The sequence below is a fragment of the Polynucleobacter antarcticus genome, assembly GCF_013307245.1.
In the GTDB taxonomy this organism is placed as follows: Bacteria; Pseudomonadota; Gammaproteobacteria; order Burkholderiales; family Burkholderiaceae; genus Polynucleobacter; species Polynucleobacter antarcticus.
In genome coordinates this window covers 1,006,995-1,027,285 of record NZ_CP028941.1, presented here as the reverse complement: position 1 = coordinate 1,027,285, position 20,291 = coordinate 1,006,995, and the positions used below count along the sequence as shown (strand labels likewise).

The 20,291-nt window shown below is 43.7% G+C and carries 25 protein-coding genes; 3 read left to right on the top strand and 22 right to left on the bottom strand.

Going from position 1 to position 20,291, the window contains the following annotated elements; all coding sequences use genetic code 11:
• The first annotated feature begins 164 nt into the window (after positions 1-164).
• The gene (locus DCO16_RS05375; protein ID WP_173942707.1) at positions 165-1,361 is read left to right on the top strand and encodes an acyl-CoA dehydrogenase; all 1,197 of its coding nucleotides are present in this window, start codon (positions 165-167) and stop codon (positions 1,359-1,361) included.
• Between the two features lie 16 nt (positions 1,362-1,377).
• Here the strand turns inward: DCO16_RS05375 and mnmH are convergent, their stop codons facing one another.
• From mnmH to DCO16_RS05295, 16 genes are all read right to left on the bottom strand, one after another.
• A complete protein-coding gene (mnmH, locus tag DCO16_RS05370) occupies positions 1,378-2,463 on the bottom strand; it encodes a tRNA 2-selenouridine(34) synthase MnmH (RefSeq protein ID WP_173942706.1) in 1,086 nt (361 codons plus the stop codon).
• Between the two features lie 20 nt (positions 2,464-2,483).
• Positions 2,484-2,828: a protein tyrosine phosphatase family protein gene (locus DCO16_RS05365; protein WP_173942705.1), complete on the bottom strand. Its 345-nt coding sequence runs from the start codon at positions 2,826-2,828 to the stop codon at positions 2,484-2,486.
• 56 nt (positions 2,829-2,884) lie between these two features.
• Positions 2,885-3,316, bottom strand: coding sequence for a YeeE/YedE family protein (locus DCO16_RS05360; RefSeq protein ID WP_173942704.1), 432 nt, complete (start codon positions 3,314-3,316; stop codon positions 2,885-2,887).
• A 3-nt stretch (positions 3,317-3,319) separates the two neighbouring features.
• Positions 3,320-3,757, bottom strand: coding sequence for a YeeE/YedE family protein (locus DCO16_RS05355; protein ID WP_173942703.1), 438 nt, complete (start codon positions 3,755-3,757; stop codon positions 3,320-3,322).
• A gap of 38 nt (positions 3,758-3,795) precedes the next feature.
• Positions 3,796-4,917 (bottom strand): YeeE/YedE family protein, encoded by a 1,122-nt coding sequence (locus DCO16_RS05350; protein WP_173942702.1) that lies wholly within the window; start codon positions 4,915-4,917, stop codon positions 3,796-3,798.
• 15 nt (positions 4,918-4,932) lie between these two features.
• On the bottom strand, positions 4,933-5,250 hold the full coding sequence (locus DCO16_RS05345; RefSeq protein WP_173942701.1) for a hypothetical protein: 318 nt from the start codon (positions 5,248-5,250) through the stop codon (positions 4,933-4,935).
• 60 nt (positions 5,251-5,310) lie between these two features.
• Positions 5,311-6,240, bottom strand: a complete 930-nt coding sequence (locus DCO16_RS05340) for an MBL fold metallo-hydrolase (protein WP_254598109.1) — start codon at positions 6,238-6,240, stop codon at positions 5,311-5,313.
• Positions 6,241-6,323: 83 nt separating this feature from the next.
• A complete protein-coding gene (locus DCO16_RS05335; RefSeq protein WP_173942699.1) occupies positions 6,324-6,758 on the bottom strand; it encodes a DsrE family protein in 435 nt (144 codons plus the stop codon).
• A gap of 63 nt (positions 6,759-6,821) precedes the next feature.
• Positions 6,822-8,555 (bottom strand): thiosulfohydrolase SoxB, encoded by a 1,734-nt coding sequence (gene soxB / locus DCO16_RS05330; protein WP_173942698.1) that lies wholly within the window; start codon positions 8,553-8,555, stop codon positions 6,822-6,824.
• Between the two features lie 44 nt (positions 8,556-8,599).
• Entirely contained in the window at positions 8,600-9,238 is a 639-nt protein-coding gene (soxX, locus tag DCO16_RS05325) for a sulfur oxidation c-type cytochrome SoxX (RefSeq protein ID WP_173942697.1), read from the bottom strand.
• Positions 9,239-9,257: 19 nt separating this feature from the next.
• Entirely contained in the window at positions 9,258-10,073 is an 816-nt protein-coding gene (gene soxA, locus DCO16_RS05320; RefSeq protein ID WP_173942696.1) for a sulfur oxidation c-type cytochrome SoxA, read from the bottom strand.
• 54 nt (positions 10,074-10,127) lie between these two features.
• The gene (soxZ, locus tag DCO16_RS05315; protein ID WP_173942695.1) at positions 10,128-10,436 is read right to left on the bottom strand and encodes a thiosulfate oxidation carrier complex protein SoxZ; all 309 of its coding nucleotides are present in this window, start codon (positions 10,434-10,436) and stop codon (positions 10,128-10,130) included.
• A 75-nt stretch (positions 10,437-10,511) separates the two neighbouring features.
• Positions 10,512-10,964 (bottom strand): thiosulfate oxidation carrier protein SoxY, encoded by a 453-nt coding sequence (soxY, locus tag DCO16_RS05310; protein WP_173942694.1) that lies wholly within the window; start codon positions 10,962-10,964, stop codon positions 10,512-10,514.
• 85 nt (positions 10,965-11,049) lie between these two features.
• Entirely contained in the window at positions 11,050-12,129 is a 1,080-nt protein-coding gene (locus DCO16_RS05305; RefSeq protein ID WP_173942693.1) for a c-type cytochrome, read from the bottom strand.
• A complete protein-coding gene (gene soxC / locus DCO16_RS05300; RefSeq protein WP_173942692.1) occupies positions 12,113-13,513 on the bottom strand; it encodes a sulfite dehydrogenase in 1,401 nt (466 codons plus the stop codon). Before soxC ends, DCO16_RS05305 begins: the two co-directional genes overlap by 17 nt.
• Positions 13,514-13,521: 8 nt before the next feature.
• On the bottom strand, positions 13,522-13,863 hold the full coding sequence (locus DCO16_RS05295) for an ArsR/SmtB family transcription factor (RefSeq protein WP_173942691.1): 342 nt from the start codon (positions 13,861-13,863) through the stop codon (positions 13,522-13,524).
• 105 nt (positions 13,864-13,968) lie between these two features.
• Between DCO16_RS05295 and modB the strand changes: the two genes are divergently transcribed.
• Positions 13,969-14,622, top strand: coding sequence for a molybdate ABC transporter permease subunit (modB, locus tag DCO16_RS05290; RefSeq protein WP_173942690.1), 654 nt, complete (start codon positions 13,969-13,971; stop codon positions 14,620-14,622).
• Entirely contained in the window at positions 14,622-15,737 is a 1,116-nt protein-coding gene (locus tag DCO16_RS05285) for an ABC transporter ATP-binding protein (RefSeq protein ID WP_173942689.1), read from the top strand. The genes modB and DCO16_RS05285 overlap by 1 nt, the downstream gene beginning before the upstream one ends.
• Here the strand turns inward: DCO16_RS05285 and DCO16_RS05280 are convergent.
• The 6 genes from DCO16_RS05280 to DCO16_RS05255 are packed head-to-tail and all read right to left on the bottom strand — an operon-like array spanning position 15,731 to position 20,277.
• Positions 15,731-16,687, bottom strand: coding sequence for a cytochrome d ubiquinol oxidase subunit II (locus tag DCO16_RS05280; protein WP_173942688.1), 957 nt, complete (start codon positions 16,685-16,687; stop codon positions 15,731-15,733). The two genes, DCO16_RS05285 and DCO16_RS05280, sit on opposite strands and share 7 nt — an antisense overlap.
• Positions 16,688-16,739: 52 nt before the next feature.
• A complete protein-coding gene (locus DCO16_RS05275; RefSeq protein WP_173942687.1) occupies positions 16,740-18,110 on the bottom strand; it encodes a cytochrome ubiquinol oxidase subunit I in 1,371 nt (456 codons plus the stop codon).
• Between the two features lie 59 nt (positions 18,111-18,169).
• Positions 18,170-18,382: a YgaP family membrane protein gene (locus DCO16_RS05270; protein ID WP_173942686.1), complete on the bottom strand. Its 213-nt coding sequence runs from the start codon at positions 18,380-18,382 to the stop codon at positions 18,170-18,172.
• A 32-nt stretch (positions 18,383-18,414) separates the two neighbouring features.
• Entirely contained in the window at positions 18,415-19,392 is a 978-nt protein-coding gene (locus DCO16_RS05265; protein WP_173942685.1) for a sulfurtransferase, read from the bottom strand.
• 9 nt (positions 19,393-19,401) lie between these two features.
• Positions 19,402-20,025: a DUF6969 family protein gene (locus DCO16_RS05260; protein WP_173942684.1), complete on the bottom strand. Its 624-nt coding sequence runs from the start codon at positions 20,023-20,025 to the stop codon at positions 19,402-19,404.
• A 45-nt stretch (positions 20,026-20,070) separates the two neighbouring features.
• On the bottom strand, positions 20,071-20,277 hold the full coding sequence (locus tag DCO16_RS05255; protein ID WP_173942683.1) for a hypothetical protein: 207 nt from the start codon (positions 20,275-20,277) through the stop codon (positions 20,071-20,073).
• Positions 20,278-20,291 lie beyond the last annotated feature (14 nt).

The window sequence follows — 20,291 nt, the reverse complement described above, 5'->3', positions numbered from 1 at the left end:
TCCTATCTCTGCTGACCTATACGAGGGGTGTTTAGGGCAAGAGAAAGGATGAAAATACAGGAAAAAGGGATAATAGAGACATATAAAAAATTATTCTTAATTCCTCTAAATTCTTAAGTAGCGATAGGAATGGGATCCATATATACACAAGAAGCTAAATAATTATGAGTACAACAACTAAAGCAACTAAAGCCAGTTTTAATTGGGCAGACCCCCTACTTCTAGATACCCAGCTCACCGAAGAAGAGCGCATGATTCGGGATGCAGCTGCAGAGTATGCGCAAGGTCGCCTTATGCCCAGAATTCATGATGCATTTCGTAATGAGACAACGGATCCCGGTATCTTCCGTGAAATGGGTGAGCTTGGCCTTCTTGGGATCATGATTCCAGAGCAATATGGTGGAGCCAACCTAAACTATGTTTCCTACGGCTTAATTGCCCGCGAAATCGAACGTGTTGACTCTGGTTACCGCTCTATGATGAGTGTGCAATCTTCTTTGGTCATGGTGCCCATCAATGAATTTGGTAGTGAAGCCCAAAAACAGAAATACCTCCCTAAGTTAGCTACAGGTGAATGGATTGGTTGCTTTGGCCTAACTGAACCTAATTACGGTTCCGATGCTGGAGGGATGATTACCCGTGCCAAAAAAGTTCCTGGTGGCTTTTCGCTAACGGGTTCAAAGATGTGGATTTCGAACTCCCCAATCGCAGATGTCTTTGTGGTCTGGGCCAAGAATGATGAGGGCTTGATTAGAGGCTTCATCCTTGAAAAGGGTATGAAGGGTTTATCTGCCCCAAAAATCAGCGGAAAAATGGGCCTAAGAGCTTCCATTACCGGCGAAATCGTCATGGACGAGGTCTTTGTCCCCGCCGAAAATGAATTTCCGGAAATTACTGGCCTCAAAGGCCCGTTCACCTGCTTAAACTCAGCCCGCTATGGTATCGCCTGGGGAACCTTAGGCGCTGCTGAATGGTGTTGGCATGCTGCCCGTCAATACACTATGGATCGTCAACAGTTTGGCCGTCCTCTGGCTGCTAATCAGCTGATTCAAAAGAAATTGGCTGATATGCAAACTGAAATCACAATGGCTCTACAAGGCTGCTTACGTTTAGGGCGCATGAAGGACGAAGGAAGTGCTTCCCCAGAAATTACCTCCATCATGAAGCGCAATTCTTGCGGAAAATCTTTGGATATTGCTCGTTTAGCGAGAGACATGCATGGTGGAAATGGTATCTCTGATGAGTATGGGGTGATTCGTCATATGCTCAACCTCGAAGTGGTGAATACTTACGAGGGAACTCATGATATTCATGCGCTAATTTTGGGTCGTGCACAAACCGGTATACAGGCGTTTAGCTAATAACTGGCAGTGACATTTAAGGCGCCACTCGGAGCGTTACTTGATCGATGATGCTTTTTGCTGCATGAGCAAAGGCTTCATCGCTATCATCTTGTAGCATCACAAAGTAGTCCGTGCGATAGCCCGGAAAATTACGCTCAATCGAAGATTGATAAGACGGGTCGTAATGCATCACTAGCAACTCTTCTACCAATTTCTCAAATTGACTTTGATTGATTGCTTCATGCCATTGTTCAATTTGTACCTTGCCATATCGCGAAGTCAACAAGCTTAGTTTTTCTTTAAAGCTCTGTGGGTCTGATAAAAAATGGTGATACTCACGCAGCAACCAGGAGACACGTGTAGCTGTGCTGGAACGTAATTCAATACATTTACCATTACGAATCTTCTCCATCAAAGTATCGGGAATATGCACCCCCCCTACTTTTTTACTCTCAGATTCGACATAAACAATTTGAGAAGAATCCAGTGCATTGAGGGCATGCCATAACTGAGTTTCAAAACCTTTTTGAGAAGGCTGGTCAATATTGGGCTCATTACCCAATACAGAGCCTCGATGAATGGCTAAACCTTCTAGATCCAAAATCTGAGAGCCTAAGGCACCGATCTGTTGAAGTATGCGAGTTTTGCCACTCCCCGTCATCCCACAAATCACCTGAAAAGTAAAATCTCGGGCAGCTTGCTCCAAGCCATCAATCACTGTCCGACGAAAGCCTTGATAGCCACTTTCGAGTTGCATGGCTTTCCAACCAATCCGATTCAGAATATGCGTAAAGGCGCCGCTACGCTCACCACCCCGCCAACAATAAATCAGGGGGCGCCACTCTCTAGGCAAATCTATGAGGGAGGACTCTAGGTGACGAGCAATATTGCGCGAGACTAATGCCGCCCCCAATTTTTTAGCGGCAAAGGGAGAGACTTGCTTATACAGGGTACCAATCTCAATTCGCTCTTCATTATTTAAAACTGGGTAATTGATAGCCCCCGGGATGTGATCTAGAGCGAACTCCGCCGGAGATCGGACATCAATAATGGCGTCAAACGCATCGAAAGATGAGGAAAGCTTTTCAATACCCAGGATATGGGAATGGCTAGCTTGCATGCCGTGTTGTAGCTCGAAAGTCAGCGAACTTGCAAGGCCATGTGATACAGATTGGTAGAGCGTGCACCAGAACGGCAAAAGGCCAAAACTGGACCCGGCATGGTTTTGAGTAAACGGGCCATTTCTACTACTTGATCAGGTGTGAAGGCGCCAGGAATAACAGGCAGAAAAGCATAATTCAAGCCCAAGCGTTCCGCTTCTGCCTGGATCACGGCATTGGTAGGTTGATGAGGGCCCTCCTCAAAATCAGGACGGTTATTAATCACACTTTTATAACCCTGCTTCACAATCTCAGCCAAGTGACTGGCATCGATCTGGCCGAGAGTTCCGAACTGATTGGTATGGCAAGAAATTGGCAAACTCATCTAAACCTCAAAATGTAATATTTATCAAAATGAATAGACGGTATTTTAATGCAAGCTTAGGCTTTATGAGCAGTAAAGAAGCGATTACAGATCGCCATGCCCGCAAGCATTGCCGCAACAAATACTAAGGCCTTTACATGACCAGCCCCAAGGGCAACAATGGCAGGACCCGGACAAAAGCCAGCAATACCCCAACCTGCACCAAATATCAAACTACCAATGATCAGAGGTTTAGTGATCTCCGTTCTGGTTGGAAGGTGAAGCGCGCCACCAAAAAAGGCTTCTGTTTTTTTCTTAGACAAATAAAAGCCGGCAAGGCCCACAATCACTGCGCCGCCCATAACAAAAATAAGTGAGGGGTCCCAGTTACCAGCAAGATCCAAGAAATTCAGAATTTTTTGCGGATTACTCATGCCGGAAACTAAGAGGCCAAGGCCAAACAAAACTCCGATCAAATACTGACTATATAAGCTGAAATGTTTTCTCATGATTTACAGACCCAATAGATGGCGAATGATAAATACCGTCACAAAGCCTGCCGACATAAAAGACAGCGTTGCAACAAGCGATCTCGGAGATAGCCTAGAAAGCCCACAAATACCATGGCCACTAGTACAACCAGAACCATATTGAGATCCAAACCCAACCAGCAGGCCTGCAAGAATTATCGCTAACCAATCTGCATCAATGACTTGCACTGCATGCAGATTAAAGAAAAAGGCTGCCCAAAAAGGTGCGCTCAGCATTCCCAACACAAGAGTTAAGCGCCACTGCCAGTCGCGTACTTTAGGGGTCAGCAAGCCAGAAACGATCCCACTGATTCCTAAAATCCGACCATGCAATAAGACGTACAAAATGGCAGCTATTCCTAATAAGACGCCACCGAATAATGAGGGTCCAGGGGTAAAGGCTGTCCAATCAATCTGCATCACAATCCCATAAGAAATTAGTAAGCTTCACTAGTAAGTTAGGTGCAAGGATTCGGAGCGAGGCGAACTTGCAAATAACGCATTGCTAAGTAGGCTCCAAAAATAAATCCGGGTAACGCTAAAAAAGAGCTCAGGGCTAATGTAGAGATCCCGCTGAGGCCTTGCCCAACCGTACACCCCAATGCAGTGATACCGCCAAAACCCATGAGTGTGGCGCCTACCAAATGATTGGCAGTGTCCTCAGCATCCCGAAAGCTCTCCCAGCGAAATGACTTGCTGATAAAAGCAACAAAAGCAGAACCTAAGATCATTCCCATCACAGCGGTGATACCTAAAGTAATGACCTTCGAGGTATCGCTAAATAGCATGAGCCAATCTAGTGAGTACGCATAAGGTGCAACGAAGGAAAGGCTTTCCATCCGTCCTGAATTTGTAGCCAAGAACACCTCTTCTAAGGTATTCGGGTCTTCAGCAACAAAACCAATATTTCCAGAGATGAACCAGATGGCACAAATGGCTAAGCCAACGAGAAAACCTGCAAGTAAGTTTTCAGTAGTTCTAAATGCTTTGCCGCTTAATGCAAAGATCAGAAAAGCTGCACCAATCACCAAACCCAAGGCTAGATGCAAACTAGAGCGGGCAATACCAGTGCTAGCGCTCAGGATGCTAGGAATATCCTGCGGTGTACTAAAGGTAATAAAAATTGAGTCTAAGGTATTGACTCGAATCACTCCCAAGAGTCCTCTCATCGTCATATAAGCAGTGAGGCCCATCACCAAAAATACAATCACTGATTTAAGATTGCCGCCACCGATGCGCACCAAGGTTTTGCTTCCACAACCAGAAGCAAGCACCATCCCAAAGCCAAAGAGGACACTACCCACAATGGTTGAGAGCCATAAAAATTTACTGCCCGTATACATACTTTTGAGAGGATCAATCAGGCCAAAAAAGGACATCAGTGTAAATCCAATAACCGCCACACCAATCGCTAAGAACCATTGCTTCAAGCGAGTCCATCGAGACATGATAAAAATATCAGAAACTGCACCCATGCTGCAAAAACCTGTTTTTTGCATCACTGCACCAAGCGCGAAGGTCACCATAAAACTAGCCAATAAAACAGACTGGCTGATTGAGGAAATATCTACTGCATCCATATTGAAATTCTAAAATTAAGGTTTAAATTTATAAAACTGCTTATTGAGATAGGCCGATACATCCGCCTCATCCTCAGGAAATAAGTCGAGGCGTAGCTCGGTATTACACATAGCAACCATCGCCTTCAATCTAGCTAAAGAAGTGACTTTTCTGTCGCTACGGGTATAGATCATGTCGCCATTACTAAAGCCCGTTTTCTTTGCATGGCAGGCATAACATTTTTCCTGATCTATTTTTTTACCCTGATTCAGATCTGGTGCTGCATATACGGCTGCAGCCACAGACCAAAAGGCTGTAATTGCAACAAAACCACGTAAAGAGATGAATTTCATTAAAAATCAATTATTTACCAGTAAAGAAAGCTATTTTAAGGCCCAGATGGTAAATCTGCCCTATTCCGCCTGAATAGATAGATAAACGTTGTAGGCGTTCATGCGGTTTGCAGCCCGAAATAAGGGCATTCCATCGTATTCTGACCAATCTGCAGCAGCATAAGCCTCATCAAAAGGATCTAAATTTTGGGCTGCAGGAGCCATGGTTGTCCGTAAATAATTCAAATAATCCCGTGTAAAGCGGATATCTTCGATGGGATTAGTGGATTGAGCGCCATGCCCTGGGACGACTACTTTGGGATTAAATTTCTCAAATTCATCTAGGGCTTTGAGCCAACCCTTACTATCCGCATTACCCACAAAAGGAATGCGCCCTCTAAATACAAGATCACCAGCAAACAAAACACCTTCTGTGGGAACGTACACAATTAAATCTTCAGGTGCATGAGCTGGGCCAACGCGACTAATGAGAAAGTTCACTCCACCTACCTGAATCTTCAGATTCCGATCTATCCAAACATCTGCAGATACGAGATGGGTTTTATCGTTAACCGAAGGAGCAAAATCAATCCGAGAGGCGATTAAACGCTGCTTAGCTGTCTCAGATGAAAGATAGTTTCTGCCATCGCCCTGAGCATAAATCTTAGCGCCTACTTTCTTAAATTCTTGTAATCCATACACATGATCAGCATGGTAATGCGTCACGATGACCGCAACAATTTTTTGTGGCGTGACTTTAGCGATTTCTTTAATCAGTTTTTGAGCTAGTGGAGGCGAGCCTAAAGCATCCACTACCACCACCCCTTTAGGAGTCACTACAAAGCCAGCATTGGAAATAAAGTTCTGATTTTCACTGGTGCCTAAAGCGGCTAAACCTTGAACAAAATACGTGTTCGGTGACACTTGTATCGGTTTTAATAAAACGCCTCCAGCATCATCCTTGGCCACAGGAGTCTGGGCAGAAGCAAGACCAAAAAAAATAGCACTCAAGAGAAATGCTATTTTCAAGTTCCGAATACTTATTAGGGTCACCTTAAAGAGGCTGATAGATAAACACATACATCAAGTAAGCATTAGGGCTTGATATAAGCGTAGCGATCTTTAAATTGAAGTTCTCCAATACGCGCTACACCAGAGGGCGTGTAATCCGTATCCAAGTTAAATTGTTCTTTTTTAAGATTTCGATTTTTTAAAGTAATTTCACATACTTCAAAACGAACCCCGCGTGATTTCAAAGCTGCAATCAGAGGAGCGTATTCAATGCCATTCTTTTTGTCTTTCGCGCCTTCCATCATGATGTCGACACCATTCGCATGAGTCACGACGATGATATTAGTATCAGCAGCGACATCCTTATGGTTACGAATATTACGCAGACCTTTAATGCCTTGAGAGTCAGCATCATCTATGTGATAGACCACACTAGCGCCAGCAGCATAGGCACTTTGCGTAGATAGAGCTGCAAAGCTGATCAATAAAGTGGTAATGATTGCTTTAATTATTTTCATGTCTTTTCTTCCTGTCTTCTCTTTTTATCTTTTCTTTTTATTTCTTCTATGTAGAAATTATTTTTACTTTAATGCAACCATGCCGGGGTTATTTTTTACACCCTTGATAACAGGCTCATTTAACTTGACAGCCTTGACAACCTTAATATCCCGCAGATGTCGCTCCATAACATCCCAGATCGCTTCGCCACCAGCAGATTTAGCCTCTTCGCTTACAGGTGCCCAGCCAGCCACTTTATAAGTCTTGCTAGATTCAATGGGCTTGCCGTTTAAAGTCATATCTGAAATACGTTTACCCGCTGATGCACTTGGATCAATGGTGTATTGCATACCACCCACGCGCACCATATCTCCACCCTGCTGGTAATACGGGTCTGGGTTAAATAGATTGTCGGCTACATCTTCCAAAATGGTCTTAATAGTTTCGCCGCTCATATTGGTGACCGTAGTGTACGGATAGGTGATGGCAGTTTGATCCATGAGATTTTCACGGGTAATCGCCTGGCCTGGCAATAGACTGGTACCCCATCGGAATCCTGGAGAGAAGGCAATTTCTGCATTCTTCTGCGCCATCAAGCCATCCAGAATCAATTGATCAAAGCTACCATTAAAGTTACCTCGACGATATAAGAGGCCGTCTGTTGTTGCTAGCTTTTCATTGAGCTTCGCTTCATAAGGGGCACGAATCTTGGTAATCAACTTATTCATTGCTGGGTCAGCAGGTATTAAATTCGAGAAGATCGGAAATAGCTTATAGCGGAAATCAACTGGCTTACCACCTTTGACATCAAAATCGAGTACACCTAAAAACTTGCTATTCGAGCCAGCATTGGTGACCAATGTAATGCCGCTAGCATTTTTGACTTTGACAGGAATCGGAACGCCATCATGAGTGTGGCCGCCCATAATCGCATCCAAACCAGTAACACGAGAGGCCATTTTGAGATCTACATCCATACCATTGTGCGAGAGCAGGACAACCACTTTTGCCCCCTTTGCCCTCACCTCATTAATCGTCTTTTGCATATTCTCTTCTTGAATACCAAAAGTCCAATCTGGGGTGAAGTAACGTGGATTGGCAATCGGCGTATACGGAAACGCTTGGCCAATAATGGCTACCTGAATACCGTTCTGCACCTTCATGAAATAGGGATTAAAGACAGAGTCTCCAAAGTCAGCCGTCTTAATGTTCTGAGCAATGAAGGAAACCTTGCCTTTAAAGTCGCCATTGACAATTTCCATCACGCGCTTTTCACCTAAGGTCATCTCCCAATGTGCCGTCATGACATCAACACCCATCTCTAGGGCGGCATCCACCATATCTTGACCATTAGTCCAAAGAGAGGTAGCAGAACCCTGCCAAGTATCCCCACCATCCAGTAGTAATGCGCCTGGACGACTGGCTTTGACTTGTTTGATCAGCGTCGTCATGTGCGCAAAGCCGCCCATCTTTCCATAATTTTGAGCCGCAGCCACATAGTCTAGATACGTAAATGCATGCGCATCCCGTGTTCCCAGATTAATTTTATTTGCTTTGAGGAAGTACTCTCCAACTAAATGGGGGGTCTTGCCTTCTTGAGAGGCGATTCCTAAATTGACATTGGGCTCGCGAAAATAAATCGGTAGCAACTGCGCATGACAATCTGTAAAATGCAAAAAATGGACATTACCGAATTTAGGTAAGTCATAAAATTTTTGTGCTGTAGTTTGAGCATTCACAAAATTTGATTGCAGACTCATACCGCCAGCGGAGGCAATAGCTAGGGCTTGTAAGAATTCACGGCGATTTAAAGACATACGGTTTCCAATAAGAAACAGGCCCAAAGGCCTGTTTTATTAAGTTAATTATTAACAGGCGATTCTGGATCTAAAAGAAGAGCCATCACATCCTGCATCTGCTTCTCAGTTAAAAGTTTGAAATGACCAAAACGCGGCATATTACTGCATGCGTTATAGGCTTTAGAGTTATTAATGCGATTCCAGGTATAGGTAACAATTTCTTGTGAGTAACCACGAAGCTTCCCATAACCTGTCAGTGAAGGACCGATATTTCCATAGGACACTTCCTTCGGATTTATTTGGTGGCAGTTGTAGCATCCGCCACCTACAGCAGTATCGGCCTTATCAATCCAAGTAGCCCCACGGCCGCTTTGTGCAATTCTTTCACCACTTTTCCAGTCACCAATATATTTACCATCACTGGGCTGCTGAATTGTAGCCATATTGATTTTCTGAATTTTTTCGCGCGTTGCTGCACCTTGCTTGCCCTCAGAAAAAACAGGATCTGAACAAAATTTCTGCGTTTCGTCTTGCTTAATACGATCTAAACCAGCAATGCCATCCGCTCTGAAGCTGTCTTGCATCATCTTATTGAATTTAGGATCATTCTTTTGTTGTGCAAAGGCGTTCGTTTGCATGGCACCTACTGCAAAAATAAATCCAGCAATAGTGAAGAGTTTTTGGATGTGTGTCATTTTCATGTTCTCTGTCTCTTCTCGATTAACGCTTTAAGCCAGGAGTTTCGACTGTGCCGCCGTTACCTGTTTTCGCCATATACATGGATAAGGCAATAGTGACGTCTGAGCCATAAATAGGATATGGGAAACGCTGTTGACGATAGCAATCATTTAAACGCTGTTGCATGGTCCAAAACTGACCGCTAGAGACACGATATGCAGGCCAATAACCCCAACCCATAGCTGCACCTTTTTGCTCGGTAATATTTGGCAGATCCTGCAAACGAATACGCTTACCATTTTCGGCGTGGCATGAAGCACATGAAAAGTCCATTGGCCCACCTTGGTAAAAGAATGTGCGCTTACCTAGGTCATACATCTCTTTTTCTTTTGGGTGAGCAGTACTCACTTTGATCTTATCGCCTTTAGAAAGCGTCACTACGTAAGCCACAATAGCTTCCATATCTTTCTTAGGACCCTTCTGAAAAGGTGCGTCAATCATCTCTTGAGGATCGCGACCTTGCAATGCCTGCATACACGTCATCAAACGAGATTCCAGATCTTGTACTTTATTGGTGTCTTTAAAGTAGCGTGGTAATTGGGCGGCAGCCCCCTTAACAACGCCAGCTCCTAAACCTAAGTCACATTTTTCAAGGCTGGCATTCTTGGGTCCAGCAGGCTTTTTCCAAAGCTCTTCACCAGCTGCTTCATACAGTTCAGAAGGGTTGCCGTCCGCAATCATCTCGCGATATTTAGCAATATCGTCGGTAGCGCTGTTTTGCGCAGATACCGAGCTTGTCATTGTGAGTAAGGCAGCCAACAAGCTGGTAGCCAAACCTAATTTATATGTACGTTGCATTTGCAACCCTTTCAAAACCGTAGTAATGGTAAAGCTCAAATAAAGCAAAAGTAATTAAGCGGCCGTGACTTCGTCAGTACGCTTATCGTTCTTACTATCAATCCAGGTAACCGTAATCTTGTCACCTTTGGCGCCCTTATATTTAAAGTTCAAGAATGGGTCTTTAGATACTGCTGGACCAAACTGACCATTAAATACATCTTTACCGTTTGCTTTTACATTCAGCGTGCTAATAAACCATGCAGGAATGGTTTTACCAGCGGCATCTTTGCGCTGACCAGCTTCCATATCGTGCTTCATCAAAATTTTTACATCAACAGTACCGCCACTTTCAGTAGCTCTAACGCGCATCGGATCACCCATGTTGCTCCCCTTTTATTCTGAATATAGATACATTATTTAAACAATGAACTAATGAACTCATTAGTCAATAAATATTTAACCGCCGCAACCACCAAGGGTTACTTTAATTTCTTTAACAGACATATTCCACTTACCATCCGCTTTAACTAAAGCATATACATTGGACGTCTGACCCATCTTGACTCGAGTCGTTACAAATGGATCTGTTCCAGCAGGAATAAAGAACTGAGCAGCTAAGGCGCTTGGATTCTTCTCAATCAAAATAGCCATTTGATCTGCCTTAAGGGTAGTGTTAATGCCAACCGGCACAACCGCACCATTTTCAGCAATATCTGGGGCATTCAAAGTGATAGCTGATGATTTGTCTGGGCTACCAGCACCTAGAATTTTGAATACATCATCGAGACTCTTACCTTCAAACGCCGCTTTGTTCCACTCTTGCGCTTGAGCGATACTAATTAAGCCAGTAGAGGCCATCAGGCCAAATACTGCTGAATACTTCATTAAATTACGACGTTGCTGATTCATAAAAACTCCTTTATTAATCTTGATTCATTAATACGTACACCTTATTTTGCACCAAAAAAGACCGTAAACATCATAAATTCGATCCCTACTTACCCCCAGAAAGCATCCAAACTACCAATGCTTTGTTGTCTTCGGCAGATAGCTGGGCTTGGGCAGGCATAGGAATAGCGCCCCATACGCCAGCACCACCAACTTTGACCTTAACCATTAACTGGTCTGTTGCGCCACTTTGGCCATTATATTTTTTAGCAATATCGGTTATGGATGGACCCACTAGCTTGGCATTAGGCGCATGGCAGGCAGAGCAATTCTCATTCTTGAACAAAGCAGAGGGGCCTTTTGGTACCGAAGAATGCGTATCAGCAGCATGCGCCAAGCCTACTCCGCTAGGTCCAGGCAGGCTCTTCATGGGAGGTTTGGTGGTGTCAGCTCCACGATAAGGGCCATACATACGATTTTGCTCTGCGATATTTTCATGCGCATTTCGAGCAAAATCAGGCAGAGTTGAGCCAATCTGGACAAAAGGCACGCAATTATTCATACAAGCTTTGGCATTTACATCTGGCTTACCCGCAACACTCCACATGCCGTGTTTCGTAGTGATGCCATTGCGGTTCGGCATTTTTACTTCGGCAATATTAGTATTACTGAGAACAAAGTTATCGGGAACAATATCCCCTAAGCTCAGCATGAAAGCAACTAATGCATAGGTGTCGTCCGGCGTTAAAGAGCGTGGCGCATTCCACGGCATGGCTCGATATACATAGTCCCAGAGTGTAGACACCGTAGATGTCTTCATTAAAGTTGTACGCTGTGGCTGCTTGGTATCGTTGAGAGACGCCACTCGACCTGTCTTAATGTCATCCTTGGTGGTACCACCTGCAATGGGTGTGAAGATTTCGTTAGACTCGCCGAACGTACCATGACAACTTGCACATTTCGCCTCCCATATGACCTGGCCTTTTTCCACAGAGCCAGACCCTTTTGGTAAACCTTTAAAGTCTGGACGAACGTCGATGTCCCAAGCTGCCACTTCTGCTGGGGTAGCAACTCTTCCAATATTCGGAAATTTAGTTGGACTCGATTGCGCAACACTGAGTTGTGCAATACCTGCCAAAGCTATTCCAAATACTAAGCGACCTACTAATTTATCCAACTTGAACATTGCTCACCTCGCCGTTTGAATCCAATTTCCAAGATTGAATAGCATTGTTGTGATAAATAGATCGAGTGCCACGGACATCTCGCAACATCTTAATTGGAGGCTGTACATAACCCGTGTCATCGATTGCTCTAGATTGCAAAATAGCAGGTGAACCATCCCACACCCAATCAATATTAAATCGCGTCACAGACTTCATCAGAATAGGAGTTTCCAAACGTGCAGTACGCCAATTATTTCCACCATCAAAAGAAACATCTACCCGTTTAATCTTTCCTCGACCAGACCACGCCATGCCAGTGACGTTGTAAAAACCTTTGTCTAGTAACTGCTGTCCACCTGAGGGGGTTGTAATCACTGATTTACATTCCTGAATGGAAGTAAATTGACGATGTAAACCGCTGGGCATCAGATCAATATAGTGAATCGCCTCATCCTTACTATTCCATGGCATATCACCTACTTCTAGGCGACGTAGCCACTTAACCCAGCTGACTCCCTGAACTCCAGGCACAACCAGGCGTAAAGGGAAACCGTTTTCGGGGCGCAACATTTCCCCATTCATACCCCAAGCAACGATGGTGTCCTTAAGTGCACTCTCAAGGTTAATGGTGCGCGTCATGCCTGAGCCATCACCTCCCTCAGCCAGCATGTACTTACCCTTTTTGAGATCAGCGCCGCACTCCTCCAACAGAGCTGATAAAGGAACACCAGTAAATTCACAACATGACAGCATGCCATGGGTATATTGCACAGTAGGAACTGCAACATTGCCCCACTCTAATCCCGTATTGGCGCCGCACTCAATGAAGTGTGTTCGAGAAACTGAAGGCAAGCGCATTAAATCGCTCATCGTAAATACACGAGGATTTTTAACTAAGCCGTTGACCATCAATCGATGTGTTTCGGGATTTAAGTTGTACCAACCTTGATGATGGCGTTCAAAATGTAAACCGTTTGGCGTAATAGTGCCAAATAATCCTTGTAAAGGTGTAAACGCGACCGAAGCTGCTGATACCCTTGTTAAGCCCGGAGATTCACGGCGAATTAAATTAGCCTCGTAAACAGATGGGAGACCATAAGGCATGGTCGCTACATTTTTTCCCAGTGTAGTTTGCCATTCTTGTTTTTCTAAAATTGCCGGGTCACCCTCAGTTGAAGCCATGGCAAATGGTGCAGCCAGTCCCGCAGTGGCGCCACCCAGCGCTGTCATGAAACCTTTACGCATAAACCCACGACGACTCTCGTCTAGACCATGAGTGTTAATGTCACTAACAAGATCCTGAGATAAAAAATGCTCTGGCGCTTTTACTAAGCGCGTGCCATGAGCCGGCTTTTCAAAATGATTAATATCCTGAGCGCTAATTTCTAGTTGTTTTTTTGTCATGTGATTTCTTAATGAATACTTTCGGCAATCTTGGCGCACACTGCCTGGCACATATCCACCGTTGCATTATCTGCAACAGCGTAATACACCACTGTACCCTCTTGACGTCGAGATAATATGGCGGCTTTATGCAAGGCAGAAAGGTGACGCGATACATTAGCCTGACTTGATCCACATAGGGCAACGACTTCTGAAACAGACTTTTCGCCACTACAAACGGCATACATGATCCGCAAGCGGGATGGCTCTGATAACACCGTAAAATAGTCGGCGACACGCTTAAAAATTATCTCCATATCTTTAGGAGATAAATTTTTAGTGGCTTTTTGAACTTTGGCTTTATTACTCATCAATATATATATGTTTATATGCGTATATATTAGTATTTAACTCTTGGTTTAGTTGAATTCATATAGTGGCTAACCCTAAGACTTAAAGCCAATACAATCAAAGACATGGATTTTGAAGCCATTTTTCTCTCCCTCAAGCTAGCCTGCTTTACTGTAGCCATCATGCTACCAGTTGGGATTTGGACTGCCCATCGGCTTATGAAGCTTAAGCGAAGTAGACCTTGGATTGAGGCAGCTCTGGCATTACCTCTTGTATTGCCCCCCACCGTACTGGGCTACTACTTTTTGGTTGCCTTTAGCAATCAAAGTTTTTTTGGTATTCCGTTGGTATTTTCCTTTTGGGGCATCCTCCTCGCTTCGCTGATAGTCAATATTCCTTTTGCTATTCAACCAATTCAAAGGGCTTTTGAATCTATTAACCCAGAAATTCGTGAAGCAGCCCAAGTGAGCGGCTTAAGTAACTGGCAGATCTTTCGCTTAATTGAGCTACCCTTAGCCTGGCGGGGCATTACCGGTGCTGCATCACTAACCTTTGCCCATACCCTAGGGGAGTTTGGTGTGGTCTTAATGGTTGGTGGTGCGATTCCAGGTGAAACCAAAACCGCTTCAATTGCTATTTATGACAAAGTGCAGAGCTTTGATACCTCTGGCGCGGGAATGCTTGCCCTCATCTTGCTAGGCATCTCATTGATCGCTATTGCGCTGTCTTATGGCGTCCTCGGTAAGAAGCCCCACTATGAAAATAGAGGGCGTCATTGATGTTAAAGATTAAGCTACATCAAAGCACCCCAAATCCACTTCAGATTAATCTAGAGTGCAATTCAGGGGAGCTCCATGCCCTTGTAGGGCCATCAGGTAGCGGGAAGACTTCAGTATTAAGAACCATAGCGGGTCTCAATACGGCACAGTTTGGTAGCGTCGTATGCAATGATGAAACCTGGTTTGAGGCTGATGAAACACAGGGTGTACTCAGGAATCTGCCTGCAGCTGAACGTTGCTGTGGCTTTCTCTTTCAGCAATATGCTCTATTCCCCCACCTCAAGGCTATCGATAACGTAGCTATTCCATTGCAAAACTCGGGGCTCAGTTCAGAAGCCCGCAAAAAAATAGCTGTAAATTGGTTGGATCGAATGGGTATTGGGGACTTAGTAGACCGAATGCCACACCAACTCTCCGGTGGACAGCAGCAACGCGTTGCTCTTGCCAGAGCACTAGCAAGAGAGCCCAAGATATTGCTATTAGATGAACCCTTCTCCGCTATTGATGCTCCAACACGCCAAGGCCTTTATAGAACCTTGGCAGACCTTCGTAAAGATTTAAATATTCCTATTATCTTGGTCACCCATGACTTACGTGAAGCCGACTTATTAGCAGACCGAATCACAGTAATTGATCAAGGCATCAGCTTACAGACCGCCCCACCTCAAGTCCTTTTTCAACGACCACGAAACTCTCGTGTCGCGGCATTAGTTGGTATCAGCAATATCTATCAAGGAGTGTTTAATGCGGGTAATTTGAGTTGGCATGGCTGTGAGCAAACCTTTTCCGTAGCTGACAAGGGCAAAATACCACCAGATTCAAAAGTGGCCTGGGTCATTCCACAAAAAGGCTTAAGTGTTCATGACACAGCAACAGCAGCCAGTGTTCAAGCGATAGTGACTAGAATTAGTAGTCTTGGTCAAATCGCTGTCATTCAATTGCAAATTCAAAATAGTGAAAATGTCATTGAGTGGGAAGCCTCTGCAGCTGAAGTCAAAAGACTGAGAATGGAAGTCGGCAGCCTGATGCATATCGAATTAGATAGTGCGCAGATTCATATCATGCCGCTTCGCCCAATCAATGATCCCCGTCGATTTATTGGGCAAACTCAGTAATACTTGAGGTCCTCTGCCTTACCCCAGAAAACCTTATAAGAATATGCTGTGTAAGCCAATATCAGAGGCAATACAACAATTGCACCCCAGAAAATCATCCATAAGGAATCTGTTGAAGCAGCAGCCTGCCAAATATTAATCTGTCCGACCACTAAGTAAGGAAAAAGACTATATGCAATACCGATTAGGGCAAGCCAGAAAATACCCACTGTAGATGCAAAAGGAATCCACTGAGCATGATAGTGAGCATGATCAAAATCAGATAACACTTTATGAATCAGAATAAATAGCAACAAAGTGACCAGCGGAATAGGTGATAACCAAAAGAAATTCGGAAGAGAAAACCATTTGTGAAAAATGTCCTGACTAAACCAGGGTGTTGCAATAGACACTACTGCAATACCACAGGCACTAAGCCATAAAGATTTCTGAGCCCAATGTACCGCCTGTTTTTGTAAATCCCCTTCTGTTTTCATAATCAGCCAACAAGCACCCAATAAAGAGTACCCCACAGGCAAAAATAAGGCCACGATGGATGAGAATAACCAACCTTGCCAGCCAGAATCAAACCCCACCACTACCCTGCCTATCATCAAGCCCTGCATCAAAGACGCACCTAGACTGCCTGAAAAGAACATCAAATTCCAAAGCGGTTTTTGCGTAATATTGGCCTTAGCTCTGAAGTCAAAAGATACGCCCCGCAATATAAGAAACATCAGCATCAAAGTCGCAGGCAAATACAGCTCGGTTAATACCACTCCATGAGCATAAGGAAAGGCAACCAAAAGTAAGCCGACAGCCAAAACGAGCCAAGTTTCATTGGCATCCCAAAATGGCCCTATAGATGCCACCATGACATCTTGATGGGCATCATGGGTTCTGCGGAGCAAAATTCCAACCCCGAGATCATAGCCATCCAGCACTACATACAATAAAAAGGAAAGCCCCATAGCGCCGAAAAAAATAAGGGCAACCAGTTACTAGCGAGTCCATAGTCCATATTCATGATTTTGCAAGGCCAGAAAGATTGGTGGAGCTAATAGATTTATTGTCTATGTCCTGAAGATCGGCTGGAAGCTGATCGGCTTTTCTTGCCATATAAAAAACAATCCAAATGTAGGTGGCTAATAGGCCAATATAAAGAATGAGGTATAGAAGAAGAGTGCTCAGCACCATAGACGATGGCACAGTGGTAACAGCATCTGCAGTTCTTAAGATGCCGCTCACTAAAAATGGCTGCCTTCCTATTTCAGTGACGTACCAACCAGAAACTACTGCAATCCAACCAGAAAATGTCATTCCCACAAGTGAGGCCTTAAACCACCTTGGTAAAACTTGCTCACGCCTTAAGCGCCAGAAACCAAACCAAGAAATACACAACATAAGAATACCAACACCAACCATGATTCGGAAGGCAAAAAATACAGGGAGCACCGGTGGAATATCAGTGCCAAACGCATCTAAACCCTTCACCTCTCCGTCCCACGTATGGGTTAGATAAAGAGATGCCAGATTGGGTATTGCGATTTCATATAAATTAGATTTAGAAGTCTGATCAGGAATGGCGAAGATCACTGCAGGTACATTACCCCCTGTCTTCCAAATACCCTCCATCGCTGCGAGCTTAGCAGGCTGGTGCTCAAGGGTATTCGTCCCATGTAAATCACCTAATAGAATTTGAAACGGGATCAAAATAGCGGCAATCGTTACAGCCAGCTTGAGCGTTAAGTTATTGGATACTGAAGTAGAGCCCTTTAAGCTTCGATAGGCCGATACACCAGCCACAAAAAACGCCGCTGTTAAAAATGAGGCCATCATCATGTGCATCAAACGATATGGCATAGATGGGTTAAAAATAATAGCCAACCAACTATCAGCAAAAACAATCCCATCAATAATTTTGTGACCCTGCGGAGTTTGCATCCAAGAATTCAGAGCAATGATCCAAAAGGCAGATAAGGTGGTTCCAAAAGCAACTAAAAAGGTAGCGACTAAATGGGTCTTCTGACTCACTCGATTGGTACCGAATAACATCACCCCTAAAAAGGTAGCTTCTAAAAAGAAAGCTGTTAATACTTCATAAGCCAGCAAGGGCCCAGCAATATTGCCAACCTTTTCCATATAGCCAGGCCAATTCGTACCGAATTGAAAGCTCATAGTCAGCCCACTTACTACTCCTAAGGCAAAAGTTAGTGCAAAGATTTTTACCCAAAATTTATAAGCCTCATTCCAAATCTCATTTTGCGTTCGAACAAATTTAAGCTTAAAAAAGAATAAAAACCATCCAAGCGCAATCGTAATTGTTGGAAAGAGAATATGAAATGTGATGTTGCTCGCAAATTGGATACGGCTCAACATTAGGGTATCAATCATTTTATCTTTACTTTATTAGTATTCAACCACCATATTCCCCAGGAGGGCATAAGCGGTAATTATTTAATGGAACTATTTTTACTACCTTTTTGCCCGCAAGAATTAAAGCCCAAGATTGGATATAAAGGACAAAATTTAATGAAGCCAGTAGCTAGAGGCACGATTCCGATCCAGCCCCAACTACCGATTACATTTCCTAAAGCTAGCCCAATTAATATCAAGCCAGCGGTGATGCGCATGATGCGATCCATAGTTCCAATATTGCATTTCATATGATTTCTCCAAGTTGATAAATTTAAAATACTTAATTAAGTGGAACACCTACAGTCGGACGCCCTTCAAGCGTCCATAAATACAAAGAGCCGTCATAAAGCTTAGTTGATGGATTGCCAACAAGCTCAGACATAACGAACCATCCACCAGCAGCCAGATGACCACTATTGCAGTAACTAATTGCAGGCATATTGGTGCTAATATCATTTGCTAAAAATAAAGCTTGATAGGTATTCTTATCCCAAAAATAGAGCGCGCCTTTTTTCGACTTTGCAAGTAACTCGGGAGCAAATTGCTTGCCGCCGGCAATATGGCCATAAGTCAGAACATAGTCCCGCTTGCTCAAACCTAGAAACTGTGCTGGTTGCCGTGCGTCAATTAACGTAGATTGACCATTTTTTGATGCGGCAGCTACTTGCTCTGAATTTGCAATCAATTCTTTACGCTCCGCCTTTGCCGTCCAATTACCGATCGACTTAGAAGCAGTAGCAGTGGAAAAATCACGACCTTCAGATAACCAGCCAGCCATGCCACCATCTAACACTGCAATATTATCTTCGCCATACACCTTAAATTGCCAATAGGTACGAAGTGCCTCGTCAATATCAGATATATCTAGAGCAACTGGAACCAAAATAATGGGCTTATCTGAATTAATACCAACAGCTTGAATTATTTTTTCAAAGTCTAATTTTTCAGGTATGAGATATTTAATTTTTTTACCATCTATTAACCTATCTACTCTGACCTTTTTAAAATCAAGGAAGTTAGAACCAGTGATATGGCCACCTACTTCCACTAATAGTTTCTTACCCGTCTTTTTATCCACCTCAAATTCAGGCAAACGGGTATAGCTTGCAACATCTCCCCTAACCTCTAAAATTTGTACATTCGTCATATTGGCTGCTAGCCATTCAGCACTAACCACTGGCCCAGTTAGACTCACAGCATGTGCCATACTGAAAAATAACGTTATGCAAGCGATTAATAAAAACGGTATCTTCTTCATCCCTACTCCTTAGTAATTGGTAATGGTTAAATGCTGAGATAAATTAGTCATTAATTCAATATCACATTGCGTCAGTTCATGATTCTGCTTAGACTCTAGTAACTGACTGCGACTATCAAAGGCTGGTTCTAAGTCAATTAATTTTTGATCACGAGCATGGATTAAGGTGCTCATTTCATAAAAATATAATGTAGTCATAGCACTCACCCATCTAGCAATGGGTCCGAAGCGCCCTTTCACCTCAAGATCAAAATCTTTTAAGCTCTCAATGACCTTGCTTGACTCCACCATAGTTTCGCCTGTCACCCACTGATTGCATGTAAATAGCCTCACTGGCAATCCTTGCGGATTTAAAGAAATGGCGATTAAATGGATAAATGTCTGGTTCTTTTGCCTTTGAAATAAATGAAAATGACCATGCTCCCTACTAGCCGTGCTTGATGTCGGGTGGGCATGATAATAAAACTCATAACCACTCACAAGGTCAACAACATCATTCTTTGGGTAATGGGTTAACTCAATAAATTCTTTTGCTCCACAAAGTGCCACTTCAGAAAGCGTCACCCCTTTTTTAGCATAGCGTTCGTAGATATTTAATATCTCTTGAGCAGAAAGGCAAAGAGTAGATTTCATCAACATGACAAATTTAAAATAATAGGATGGTCATTTTGCTTATATTTACTCAGCAGCTTTGCGCTTTTTAGGGGCGCATGGATTAGCCGGGCCACAGGGATTGGTTACTTTTTTCTTTTTAGGGGCGCATGGATTGCTTGGTTCCGAACTTGTAGGTGCCTTTACTGGTGTGTCGGCTGAATGTGCTAGCGGAGCTGCTGTAAGACCAGCCAATGCTACTGAGAGTGCCGCAATCTTTAATTTCGAAGACATTTAATTTCCTTTTT

Excerpts from the sequence above, each read along its gene's own strand:
- mnmH (WP_173942706.1), bottom strand. The coding sequence starts at position 2,463 with ATGCAAGCTAGCCATTCCCATATCCTGGGTATTGAAAAGCTTTCCTCA.
- DCO16_RS05285 (WP_173942689.1), top strand. The coding sequence starts at position 14,622 with ATGTTAAAGATTAAGCTACATCAAAGCACCCCAAATCCACTTCAGATT.
- DCO16_RS05365 (WP_173942705.1), bottom strand. The coding sequence starts at position 2,828 with ATGAGTTTGCCAATTTCTTGCCATACCAATCAGTTCGGAACTCTCGGC.
- DCO16_RS05270 (WP_173942686.1), bottom strand. The coding sequence starts at position 18,382 with ATGAAATGCAATATTGGAACTATGGATCGCATCATGCGCATCACCGCT.
- DCO16_RS05295 (WP_173942691.1), bottom strand. The coding sequence starts at position 13,863 with ATGAGTAATAAAGCCAAAGTTCAAAAAGCCACTAAAAATTTATCTCCT.
- soxY (WP_173942694.1), bottom strand. The coding sequence starts at position 10,964 with ATGAATCAGCAACGTCGTAATTTAATGAAGTATTCAGCAGTATTTGGC.
- soxA (WP_173942696.1), bottom strand. The coding sequence starts at position 10,073 with ATGCAACGTACATATAAATTAGGTTTGGCTACCAGCTTGTTGGCTGCC.
- DCO16_RS05265 (WP_173942685.1), bottom strand. The coding sequence starts at position 19,392 with ATGAAGAAGATACCGTTTTTATTAATCGCTTGCATAACGTTATTTTTC.
- DCO16_RS05355 (WP_173942703.1), bottom strand. The coding sequence starts at position 3,757 with ATGCAGATTGATTGGACAGCCTTTACCCCTGGACCCTCATTATTCGGT.
- DCO16_RS05260 (WP_173942684.1), bottom strand. The coding sequence starts at position 20,025 with ATGAAATCTACTCTTTGCCTTTCTGCTCAAGAGATATTAAATATCTAC.
- DCO16_RS05305 (WP_173942693.1), bottom strand. The coding sequence starts at position 12,129 with ATGTTCAAGTTGGATAAATTAGTAGGTCGCTTAGTATTTGGAATAGCT.
- DCO16_RS05335 (WP_173942699.1), bottom strand. The coding sequence starts at position 6,758 with ATGAAAATAATTAAAGCAATCATTACCACTTTATTGATCAGCTTTGCA.
- soxZ (WP_173942695.1), bottom strand. The coding sequence starts at position 10,436 with ATGGGTGATCCGATGCGCGTTAGAGCTACTGAAAGTGGCGGTACTGTT.
- DCO16_RS05255 (WP_173942683.1), bottom strand. The coding sequence starts at position 20,277 with ATGTCTTCGAAATTAAAGATTGCGGCACTCTCAGTAGCATTGGCTGGT.
- DCO16_RS05280 (WP_173942688.1), bottom strand. The coding sequence starts at position 16,687 with ATGGGGCTTTCCTTTTTATTGTATGTAGTGCTGGATGGCTATGATCTC.
- DCO16_RS05345 (WP_173942701.1), bottom strand. The coding sequence starts at position 5,250 with ATGAAATTCATCTCTTTACGTGGTTTTGTTGCAATTACAGCCTTTTGG.
- soxC (WP_173942692.1), bottom strand. The coding sequence starts at position 13,513 with ATGACAAAAAAACAACTAGAAATTAGCGCTCAGGATATTAATCATTTT.
- DCO16_RS05360 (WP_173942704.1), bottom strand. The coding sequence starts at position 3,316 with ATGAGAAAACATTTCAGCTTATATAGTCAGTATTTGATCGGAGTTTTG.
- DCO16_RS05375 (WP_173942707.1), top strand. The coding sequence starts at position 165 with ATGAGTACAACAACTAAAGCAACTAAAGCCAGTTTTAATTGGGCAGAC.
- DCO16_RS05350 (WP_173942702.1), bottom strand. The coding sequence starts at position 4,917 with ATGGATGCAGTAGATATTTCCTCAATCAGCCAGTCTGTTTTATTGGCT.
- DCO16_RS05275 (WP_173942687.1), bottom strand. The coding sequence starts at position 18,110 with ATGATTGATACCCTAATGTTGAGCCGTATCCAATTTGCGAGCAACATC.
- soxB (WP_173942698.1), bottom strand. The coding sequence starts at position 8,555 with ATGTCTTTAAATCGCCGTGAATTCTTACAAGCCCTAGCTATTGCCTCC.
- modB (WP_173942690.1), top strand. The coding sequence starts at position 13,969 with ATGGATTTTGAAGCCATTTTTCTCTCCCTCAAGCTAGCCTGCTTTACT.
- soxX (WP_173942697.1), bottom strand. The coding sequence starts at position 9,238 with ATGAAAATGACACACATCCAAAAACTCTTCACTATTGCTGGATTTATT.